This is a genomic window from Mesorhizobium sp. Arg314 (assembly GCF_053714275.1).
Map to the genome: position 1 here is coordinate 1 of NZ_JBSKBP010000078.1, position 11175 is coordinate 11175.

Below are 11175 nucleotides of genomic sequence, written 5' to 3' on the forward strand. Positions count from 1 at the left end.
ACCTCGACAACCTCGTCGCCGATCGGCAGGCGCTGCAAAACCGACTGGCGAGGCTTTGATTTTGGATTTTCGAAACGGCCTGCTGAGGCAGTCTTTTGTCAGAAACCCAGTCTTTGCGAGAGGATTGAACGAAGCCGCCGCTGGCGCCCAGCTCAGCGTCAAGGGGGCAGCGGAGTGAGCCAAAATCCCCCCGACGATCATGCAGTGTTTCGTTCGCAGCGCCCAGCTGAACCACAGCAGAAGCGAGCGGTCCATCGAATGCTGCATTAAACGCAACAAATGCTTTGCTATACTCTCCCATGGCTCGCTCTCCGTGCGTGAGGATCGGCTCGGACCTCATCTTCGGGTGACAATGCATGGTGGATAGGTTGAAGGTGCTGCGCTTCGAGCTTTGGTTAAACGTGGTCTGCGTCCCGCCACAAGCATTACGGGGAGAAGCGCAGCATGAAACCACTATGCCGGATTGGACGTCGCGGTGAAAGAGGCCGCGATCTGCAGCGTCAACGAAACCCGCCAGATCTGCCGGGAGATGAAGGTGGGGAGAGCCATCCTGAGGATCTTGCGCGGGTGCTCTCGGATTCCGCGTGGACCTTTGAGCGGATCGGGCTTTTAGCCGGGCCATTGTCGCAATGTCCGTAAGCGGCTGCGAACGACGAGCTCATGCGGGATCGAGCGCGATTCCTCCCAAGGGGGTCAGATAACCAGAATTCCCAATACGTCGGGAACGATGAGGCGGTTCAAGCGAAGCTGACAATTCGAGCAGCGGCCCGTTCGCGAAGCCATTGCACCACCTGGTAGCCACATAACTGCAGCCCACCGCCGTTTCCCAGGTCCAGAAAGGTAGCATGCGACGCGTTTTGATAGGGATTTAACTTTGGAGCTCGTCAGGCGAGTGAAAGTCATTTGTCCTGCTCATCAGCGGCATCAATGGCCGACTGTAGTGCCATCATATGCGGACCTGCAATCAAGTTTGCGGCCTTCTCAATCGCGCGAAAGCGGCTGACGATGGTTAACCCGATCGGGGTGAGCCGTGCGCCGCCGCCCTTCTTGCCCCCAGCCTGGCCGGCAACGACAGGCTGGCCCACGATGCGGTTTATCTCATCAACCAAATGCCAGGCGTGCTTGTATGACATCTCCAGGCTTCGGGCCGCCGCCGAGATCGAGCCGAATGCGGCGATGCGCTCGAGAAGCTCGATTTTGCCGGGGGCGAGGCGGCCCTCCGGGTCAAGACTTATCCGAAGACCGAGCGCATTCCTGCCTCGGGCCGCTGTGGTCTTATTAGCAGAGGCGTTAGCTGCGCCTAACAGAGGCGGTTGTTGCATTCTTCGCAGTCTCCTCCAATCGATACTTTTGGCCCACCAGCGACGCATGCAAAACTGATGCCGACCACGTGCGCGGGTTGCCAGCTGCGGCGCGGCAATCAACGTGAGAGCGGCTTCTCTCCCAGATTGTCGCGCTACAGCCGGCAACGGAAGGCGAGGTCGAGCTTGGCGCGCGCCTGATGATCGCTGCCGGCGAATACGGACGCGTGTTTTCGGCATCAAAGAAACGACCGCTCAGTGCCTTACGGTGGGAGCGTGGCGATCTCGCTCGGCGCCTGCCGATGTCGTCGGTGCGATGAAGACGTTGCATTCACTTCGATGACAGGGCCACGCCGCAGCGTTCACGCTTTTTCTTGCGGGCTGCCGATCTTCAACCGCCGAGCCAATCCTCGCGGGCGCGCAACGAACGAAGATCAGGATAATCTGTTCCACCAAGGTGACATGCTTGATGCGGTCTTTTTCGTCGTTTTCCGCTTTGGTCGCCTTTATCGGGTTAGAACGAACGGGCGCGAGGCAGATTTTGTCCTGCTCCCGGCACGAGGTTCGCCGAGACCGCGATGTTTTCTAGGGCACCGCGTCACAACGAGCACAGTTGCTGCCGAGTTGTCACGCATCATCCGTCTGGACAGCGCCAAGTGTCGGGAGCTGGCCGCGACGGACCTCAACGTCGCCCAAGTATTGACGGAGTACCGTTCCTGTCGCCGCAAGGTGTTTGTTGCTGCCCGGACCCAACCTCTCATCATCAAAGCGACCCTGGATGAAGCGGTATCTGAAAAAGCTTACCGCGAGGCAACGTGATGAAGCGCCGAAAAGCGTTCTATCTGATGTGATGGTGCCGCCAATGCCGGTGGCTTCATGGCCGTCCTCAACATCCCACATGTCCGGCATCTGCAGCGTCCACCTCGAATTCGGCCAGCGCAGGTCAGGTTTTCGTCAGTCGAAGTGGGTATGTTCGATCCTAGAGCACGCTCAATTGTTCAAAAATGACGATTCGAACGCTGGTTCTGGCGAGTTACGTCTCGTCGGCGCTGTCCAAGGAGCTCCGCTCTGAAGCGTCGAAGTCCGTTCAGGCCCCGGCGGCGCTGAGCGCCGAACGTTGTAGTCGGCGCATCCCCGGTTGCATGGGAGACGGCTTATGACAGGAGTTAACCGGCGTGGAAATGTGCCCGGCGGACCAGATACCGGCCGGTCCCGAGCTGAATCAGATATTGGCGCTGGAAACGATGGCTCGACGTTCAGTTCGATCATGCAGGGTCTGCACTCTGAAAATCGAGACGCAGGAGCGTCCTCCGCTCAAAGGCCGCCTTCCAGCGATGCCCGACGCAGTACGTCACACGACCCCTCCGTTGATCCCCATGACGGCCCTGGTGTTCGCTATTTGCCGTATTGCGGCGCAACAAATTGGGAGGAACGTTCAGGGCGTTCCGGTGCCGAGGGCCACGGCGCAGGTCAGTCCAGCAGGTTACAACAAAGTGCCTCGCGCAGGCAAACCGGCCTAGATCGTCCAGCAAAAAGGCGGCGCATCAGTGGTGTCGCCACCCAGAGCGATGCGCTCTCACAACAAGAATCTAACGCAGCTCTGGACGCGATTTACTTCGCCCGGGACATCGTTGGATTCTCATGTGCCGTGGTGGAGTATGACAGACGGCTGCAGGGGGCGGATGACGGGATCCATGCAGCCTTCATGCAAAAGGCCGCCGCCCAGTTCAGGAGTCAATTTGTCACACGCTTCGAGGACGATATACGCCGCGGGAAATCATGGGGCTATGCCACGACATGCAACGCGGTCAGTCGCGAGGCCGGAGGTGAGGAAGGCGTCGAGGCTTGCAAGGCGATTGCAGCTCAGGTTTCGCAGCTTCATGGCGCGTTGGTGTGCGCCGTCGACCCCAAAGCTCTTTCGCTCTTTGCGGCATCATTTGGTCGGCATCCGCGGTCGAGGACATGCCGCAACGGAACGATCAGAATCGCTCAATTTTGCCGCGATGAAGGCAAGGCACTTGGGGCGCTGAATAGTCAAAGTCTGTCGTTGCTGGTGAACGGTTTTAGCAAGTGGCCGGAGTGGGCGGAAACTCGCGAGGGCACGGAAGCTGTTGCCCGCGAGGTCCGCCGTCGTGCCGATCGACGTTTCCGGCTGTCTGATTTTACCCAGCAAAACTTGGCGAACCTTGTAAACGGCTTCAGCAAGTGGCCGCGAGCAGCCGATTGCCACGACGCTATGATTGCGCTCGCAGGCGAGGTCCTTCACCGCACTCGCAATGACCTCGGGCTCTCCGCTTTTAATCACCAGAGCCTTGCGAACCTTGTAAACGGCTTCGGCAAGTTCCCGGACGAAGTCTTTTGTCAAGCCACTGTCTCGATCGCCGGCGAGATCCTCCGTCGTAGCCGCCGCTCCCGGCTCACTGAATTCACTCACCAGGAGCTGGCGAATCTTGTGAACGGCTTCGCCAAATGGTCGGCGGAGGATTCCTTCCGCGAAGCCACAGTCGCGGTCGCGGATGAGGTTCTGCGTCGTGATCGCCGTTCGGGACTCTCCGATTTTAATCACCAGGAGTTGGCAAACTTGGTGAACGGCTTCAGCAAATGGCCGGAGGCCGTGTCCTCTCGCCGAGCCACAGCCGCGATCGCCGAGGATGTCCTGCGTCGCGACCGCCGTTCCGGGCTCTCCGGTTTTAACCACCAGGACTTGGCAAACTTGGTCAACGGCTTCAGCAAGTGGCCGAAAGACGTGTCGGCTCGCCAAGCCATAGTCGCGATCGCGAAACAACTCTCTTGGTGCGCTCGTAATGAAGGGCTCGTTCATTTTACTGCGCAAGAACTGGCGAACCTAGTGAACGGCTTCAGCAAGTGCCCGGACGATGCGGGCTGTCACCAAGCCACAGTCGCGATCGCTATCGAGGTCATTGGCCGCCGCGATCAACTTTCTGATTTTAATCACCAGAACCTGACGAACCTCGTTAACGGCTTCAGCAAGTGGCCGGTCAGGGCGGACTGTCGCGAAGCAGCGGTCGCACTCGCCGGCGAGATTTTTAGCCGCGCCGACCAGTTCACTGATCTCACTCAGCAGGCGCTGGCGACTGTGGTGAACGGCTTCAGCAAATGGTCGGCAAGGGTTTCATCTCAGCAAGTCGCAGTCGGGATCGCCAGCGAGGTCCTTCGCCGGGCACAGAGTGACGTCGGGCTCTCGGATTTTGATCACCAAGACCTGACCAATCTGGTGACCGGCTTCAGCAAGTGGCCGGCTGCGGTGGCATCTCAGCAAGTTGCAGCCGTGGTCGCCAGCGAGCTTCTCCGCCGCGCAGAACTCTCGGATATTCCCCCGCAGGGACTCGCGAACCTGGTGAACGGCTTCAGCAAGTGGCCGAAAATGGAATGGTCTCGCCAAGCGACCAGCGCAATCTCCAATGAGGTTGTTCGCCGACGCGATGACCTTTCTGACTTTACTCACCAGAACTTGGCGAACTTGGTGAACGGCTTCAGCAAGTGGCGGGACGGGGAAGGCTGCCGCGGCGCCGCCAGTATAATCGCCGGTGAGGTCTTTCGCCGCGCCGACCAGTTCTTTCACTTTGCACCGCAAGCGTTGGCGACATTGGTGAACGGCTTGAGCAAGTGGCCAAAAGAGGGATCGGCTCGCCTAGCCGCAATCGCGATCGCCAGTGAAATCTGTAGCAGAGGCACTCGCGACCCCGGGCTCTCTGAATTTAATCGCCAGGACATCGTAACCTTGGTGAACGGCTTCAGCAAATGGCCCAAAAAGGCGGGTTCTCAGCAAGCCATCGACGCAATCGCCAAGGCAGTTTGTCGCCGCGCCGACCGGCTCTCTGATTTTACTCGCCAGCAGCTGGTGAACCTAGTGAACGGTTTTAGCAAGTGGCCGAAGGGGCCGAATTGTCGGGAGGCGACATCCGCAATCGCAGAGCAGGTCCATAGCGGCCAGCTCTCTGACTTTGCTCCGCGCGAACTAGCGACTTTAGCGAATGGTTTCAGCAAATGGCCGCGCGCAAAGGATTGTCGCAAGGCCACGTTGGCAACCGCGCAAGAGGTCCTCGGCCGCGGCGCCTTGCTCGGTGACTTCACTCACCAGCACTTGGCTAATCTGGTGAACGGTTTTAGCAAATGGCCGAAAGCCCCCACCTGCCGCGACGCGACGGCCGCTATCGCAGGGGAGGTCCATGGCCGCCAGCTCTCTGACTTTTCCGCCCAGGGACTAGCGAACCTTGTGAACGGTTTTAGCAAATGGCCCGAAATGGCAGCGTCTCGCCAAGCCATAGTCGCGATCGCCAGCGAGGTTGTTCGCCGCGGTGCCCAGGATTCTCAATTTACGCCGCAACATTTGGCAAACCTACTGAACGGTTTCAGCAAATTGCCGAAAGAGGTGGACTGTCGCGACGCGATGCTCTCAATTGCATCGCAAGTTAATGACAATGCCGTCCGGCTCTCTGATTTCAGTTCGCAGGAGCTGGCGAACCTGGTGAACGGTTTCAGCAAATGGCCAGACCAGGCGGATTCTGAGCGAGCCACAGTCGCCATCGCCCATGAGGTCCTTCACGGCGGCGTCCCGCTCTCTGATTTTACTTCGCAGGAACTTGCGAATCTGGTGAACGGTTTCAGCAAATGGCCGGGCTCGTCGGTCCCTCGCGACGCCACGTTTGCGATCGCGCGTGAGGTTGTCCACCGCGCCGTCCGGTTCTATCAATTTTCCTCGCAACATTTGGCGAATCTGGTGAACGGTTTTAGCAAGTGGCCGGAATCGCCCGACCCTCGGGACGCCACGTTTGCAATCGCCGCTGAGGTTCTCAGCCGCGCCGACCTCCCCAACTTTGCCCCGGAGGGACTGGCAACCCTGGTGAACGGCTTCAGCAAATGGCCGGACGGGGAGGACTGCCGCAAAGCCACAGTTGCGATCGCCAGGGAAGCACGTCAGCACCATTTCTCTGATTTCGCTCCGCACTTAGCGGCGATCTTGATGAACGGGTTCAGCAAGTGGCCGGAAGAGGACGCCTGCAAGCAGTCCACGATAGACATCGCCCGCAGCTTGGGTGCTGGGGGACGGCGTTTCGGTGTATTCACCACACCTGAGCTTAGCCTCATCGTCAATGCTCTGTCGCGAATGATTATGAGGGCACAGGACAGTGGGGAGATAACGGACGCCGTTCTGCCGAAGGATCGGTTACACAAACTCGCTCACTACCTGCACTATGACAATGAGCGGTTGGGGCAGGCTGGCCCTCTAGACATCACGACCATTTTCAAGGGGTTGGGCAAGGCTCGATTGGTCGATGATCTCGGTTTGCTCGCACCGGCAGGCCTGGATCGGCTCTCGCAATTGTGTCACGCCCCTGATTTTGCGACGCAGATCGATCTGGAAACAATGGGCAACATGTGTGCTGCTCTGCTGCCGTTGGCGCGCAGCCCCCAGAAGCCGCTGCGCTGGCACCGCAGGCAGGCTCTGACGTTGCTGAACGACCTTCAACCGGTTCTTGAGCAGAAGATCGAGGCGCATCTGAACGCAAGCGATGCCGAGCGGACGCGCGGACCGCTTGCGAGTCGCTCCCCCGCCTTATCGATCTATCAGACGCTCAAGGCCCGTGCGGTGCTGGAAAGATTGTTCAGGTCGCCGTATGTCGAGGGTAAGAGGGCCGACCTGCGGGTGAGGCAACAAGAGCTGGAGGGTAAGACCAAGGAAATCCTGCACAGGACGCGTGGTCTCATCGAAAGCGATCTTTCCAATATGAGCTGGAACCTGATCGCGCAGATCGAGGCCGACAGTCCAGTGGATGCGCTAGACCTATTCATGGAGCAGGATGCGGCGGCGATCCAGGCCCAACATCCAGCCTCAGTCTTCGACGTGCTTCAGGTGTTGCGAACCATGGATCACGAGCCCAGGCCGCCGCAGGGTGATGCGGGACTGATGCGGTTACCGGTGGTGGACATGCAGGGGCGGAGATTGGCCACAGACCCCGAAATACGCTATTCAATTTTCCATCGCCTGACCTCCGGAAGCCTGCCGGTGGTCGCGGTGCAACTGCCGGCAACTCCGAGCGCATTCATGCTGGCGCGCACGCTCACCATCGATGGGGTGCCATACCGTATGGACCTGTTCGGCGGCAGCAAGTTAAAGCCGCCGCGATTGAGCGTGTCTCAGGTTGCGGCGCGTGTCCCAGGCGAGCCAACAAAGCCTTCCGGGGGAAAACTGTTGGCAATCCCTTATGCCGAAACCGCACCCGGCACCGCCTTCGAGCAGCTGTCGCGCGCCTGGGCTCCTTTCAAAGAAGCCTATTATTACACCCAGCGAAGGGGCTTTGCGGCGCCCCCGGCGATCAAAGGTCTATCACCTCACGACTACGCGCTGGAAGGTGCCTTCAAATTGGTGCTACTGCCGGACCGACCTGCGAACGAGGAGCATCCCTTCAAGCTGAGGGGGGCGCAGGGGCCTATTGCATTGCGACCGCATGACGGCTGCGGCTTCATCAGGGCCTCGCTGGCCAACCTTATGCCAGCCGTTCGTCGTGCCGGCGATCACGAAGACGGTCCTGATCGGATGCCTGCCTATGGAGAGGGAAGGAACACATCCCTCCCAGTCTCGGCACTGCAACACTACCCGCGCAGCGAGCAAGTGGCGGATGAGGCACGCGAGAAAGCTATCACCTGGCTCCGGAGCAAGCAAAAACCAGAGTTGACGTCCGAAGAGCTATTTCGCACGGTGACGGCGGCAAACATCAATGGTCCGGGCGCTGTCGCCGTCCCGTCCGCGGATAGCTGCCTCCATGTGCCAACGCTCAAGAGCGCGACTTTGACAGGCACGAGCGGCGCGCTAATCGGGCGCTCCCCTTATGACAAGCCGAACCTGAGGCCGTTCGCTGCTGAGCGAGTCAAGTCGGCAGTCGATGGTGATCCGACCGCGATGTTTCTCGATAGCTGCACAGCCATCCAATATAGCTTCAATGTCGCACACAAGTCAGACGAGGAACTAGCGGCCGACGATCCGACTTTTTTTGCGAAAGGCATTCTGATCGTGGTGCCGGATGAGATATGGCCCGCCGACTATGCCGACCGAGGGCTGGTGATGTCTGCCGAGGACGTCAAGTGCCATTCGAGTTGGACCAAGGGCAAGGATCGCGTAAAGACGGACACGCGGGTCGACTGCGTCGGCATCCTCCAGGCGACGGAGGTGTTTGCTTCAGGCTCGGTGCTTGCCGTTCCGCCCAGTGAACAGAAGAAGCTTGACGGCGACTTCGACGGGGATAGCGTCGTCATCATCGGCGACCGGCCGCAGCTTTACGAGCATGTTAGGCAATTCGATCAAGAGGAGCAGGCGCGCGGGCTTCGCTCGCTCAAGCCGCCAAAGTCGCATACCCCGGCGATTGAAAACGATCACTACAAGTTCGGTCGCGCCAGCCAGATCCTCGCCGCCACGCGGAATGTTCTGGAAATCTATACCGGCTTGCAGCGAGGCTTTCTGGCTCAGTCCCATGAAGCGCGACAGTGGTTTGCCGAGCGTGCCATCTTCGGAACGTACGAGGGCATTCACCCACAGCTCAAGCGACACGTCCGAGGACTGCTGGAGCAGGAACGGGTCAGCCCTCAGAGCTTCCGGGACGCGCGCGCGATGGCGCGGCGTGAGATCGACGTTGCCACCCATCCGGTCGCGCGTGAGATGGCCGAGTTGTTCCTCGCCGCGCTCGAAGCTTGGGCCGCGAGGCAGGACGAGCAAGTCCTGCACGAAAAAGACGCCGGCGTGAGCGAGGCACAGCTCGCAATGAGCCAACCCCTCTCGGCACTATTCCCGGAGCTGGCTGAGAGCTATCCGGGAACTCAGCCCCGCGAGCGCGTCCAGCTTCTCGTCGACCGTTACCCTGCGCGCATCGACCCGCGACCGGACGGTTACAATCCACACGACCTCGTGCAAAGCGCAAACAATCTCCTGAGCCTCGGTATCAAGGTCGGAACTGACGCCTATAAATCCGACACTGGGGCCCACATCTTTATGATCAAGAGCGGGTACCTTCAGCGCCTGCTGCAACAGATACCGGGCCTAGCCTCCGTGCCATATGTGAAGAGCACGGCGGCGGCCCTCCACCACGGAAGCTTTGATTCCGATGCAGCGTTGAACGAGCTGAAGGACAACCCCACGCTGGCGGCTTCCATCATGGAAACTTCGATCAGGTTCGCTGCGGATCTAGACATTCTGTCCAGGCCCTCCAACCTCCGGCCCGCCGTCGAGGATAGCGATATGACAGTTACGTTGAGCCGCGAGGAGGCGGTAGAGCGCGTCAAAATCGAGGCGTCGCGTGCCAAAGAGGGGGAAGAGAACATCACCGCAGGCGCGCTCGGAGTTGCCGCGAGCCTCAGGAAAGCGGGTATCCAGGTGAATATGCCTCATCTTGAGCACCGGCTGAGATCAGAAGCTTCCATGACGGACCAGCTCATCGGCACGCAGGTCCCGGCCGAGGCCGGCATCCAGCTGATCGGCAACGCTGTACGTCATCTCTTCGAACTCCCTGCCAAGGATTTTACGCGTGCCTTCAAGAAGGCCATTCTAGCCTTCGAAGAGCGGGGCTATGCCGAGGTCAGCACGACCAACTGGTTCAGGACGCGATCACCAACCTTTGTCGGTATCAAGACTGTGCTCGCAACGCCTGACGGCTACCGCTTTGAGGTGGAGTTCCACACAGCCGACAGCTACAAGGCCAAGATCGATAATCATGACACGTACAAGGAGCTCCAGAAGCTGCAGGAGCTGCAGCGAAGCGGCCGAAAGCCCCTGGATCACTCTATGGCCGAGCCACTCTTGGAGCGCGTGCGGCACGCCTGCAACAAGGTTGTCATCCCTGAGGGGGCCATAGAAATTCCCCATTGGGAAGCCGACGCGGATAGTGCGGTTGGTGCCAGTCTAACTCGTCGATTGCAGGAGCCGCCTAAACACACGGCGCGCTCCGCGATCGCACAAGAAATTCTTGGCGCTCTGGGCGCGCGACCAATCGTGCTTGTCGGCATGAAGGGCGCTGGGAAATCCAGTTTTGGCCGTGTACTCGCCAGACGACTGGGGCTGAGGTTCGTCGATTCCGATAAAGAGATCGAGGCAAAGAGTGGCAAGCCCATAACTAAGATTTTCGCCGAGGATGGGGAAGCGCGTTTCAGAGATATTGAGATGAGGGAGATAAGGCAGTCGCTCGAACAAGGGCCGAAGGTGCTCGCAACCGGTGATGAAGCGTTCATGATCGAGGAAATTCGGCATCTTGTCGGTGAGAAGGCGGTCTCAATCTGGCTCAATACCCACGAGAACGTGATCAGGCGGAACCAGAGGCGCGGGCGTCTGAAGACGCAAACCAACGATCAAGACAAGGCCCTCACAGACCTGATGCACATGCGCAATCCTGTCTATCAACTTGCCGATCTCACGATTGCCCCGCAGCACCAGCGGGATCTTAAAAGTGCGGATGCTTGTCTGAGCGCGCTGCACGCCCACTTATGTGCTCGCTCAGGCACCTTCGGCGGCCTTCAGTCTGTTGTCGACCTGAATGCGCCCACACCGTCCGATTTGCGTGATGATGCTGATTCTGCACCGGTGCGTCGGCGCGGGGGGCAGATGTTCGGCGACGTGCAGCCGCTGCCCTTGATGCAGGGGACAGGCTCCGCCGCCGACTTGAGGCCGGGAGGAGCCGATGACGTTCAGCACATCCATCGCGATCGGCTTTCGCCGCAACCAGCGTTGCCAGTCACAGCTTGGCTGCCAGACACCTACCGCGGTCTTCCACTGGTTGATGTGGCTACGCCCACGACCACCTCCTCCGATGCTCAGATCGGAAGGGTCGCCTCGTCCAGTGTCCCGGCGGGGTCAGTGCTCGGGGCCACC

The 11175-nt window shown here is 59.6% G+C and carries 4 protein-coding genes and 1 pseudogene; 3 read left to right on the plus strand and 2 right to left on the minus strand.

What is annotated here, in order from left to right:
- On the minus strand, positions 1–301 hold a 301-nt coding region (locus ACWGS9_RS32690), incomplete at its 3' end, for a hypothetical protein (protein ID WP_454509106.1).
- 162 nt (positions 302–463) lie between these two features.
- Here ACWGS9_RS32690 and ACWGS9_RS32695 point away from each other — a divergent pair.
- Positions 464–630 (plus strand): annotated as a pseudogene (locus tag ACWGS9_RS32695) (IS110 family transposase); the annotation flags it as partial.
- A 269-nt stretch (positions 631–899) separates the two neighbouring features.
- On the opposite strand, the gene ACWGS9_RS32700 reads toward ACWGS9_RS32695, so the two are convergent.
- The gene (locus ACWGS9_RS32700) at positions 900–1322 is read right to left on the minus strand and encodes a winged helix-turn-helix domain-containing protein (protein ID WP_454509107.1); all 423 of its coding nucleotides are present in this window, start codon (positions 1320–1322) and stop codon (positions 900–902) included.
- A 255-nt stretch (positions 1323–1577) separates the two neighbouring features.
- On the opposite strand from ACWGS9_RS32700, the gene ACWGS9_RS32705 reads away from it, so the two are divergent.
- Both ACWGS9_RS32705 and xopAD read left to right on the plus strand, forming a co-directional pair.
- On the plus strand, positions 1578–2120 hold the full coding sequence (locus ACWGS9_RS32705) for a hypothetical protein (protein WP_454509108.1): 543 nt from the start codon (positions 1578–1580) through the stop codon (positions 2118–2120).
- An 829-nt stretch (positions 2121–2949) separates the two neighbouring features.
- Positions 2950–11175 (plus strand): XopAD/skwp family type III secretion system effector (xopAD, locus tag ACWGS9_RS32710; protein WP_454509109.1); only part of this gene is annotated, 8226 nt, incomplete at its 3' end.

Excerpts from the sequence above, each read along its gene's own strand:
- ACWGS9_RS32700 (WP_454509107.1), bottom strand. The coding sequence starts at position 1,322 with ATGCAACAACCGCCTCTGTTAGGCGCAGCTAACGCCTCTGCTAATAAG.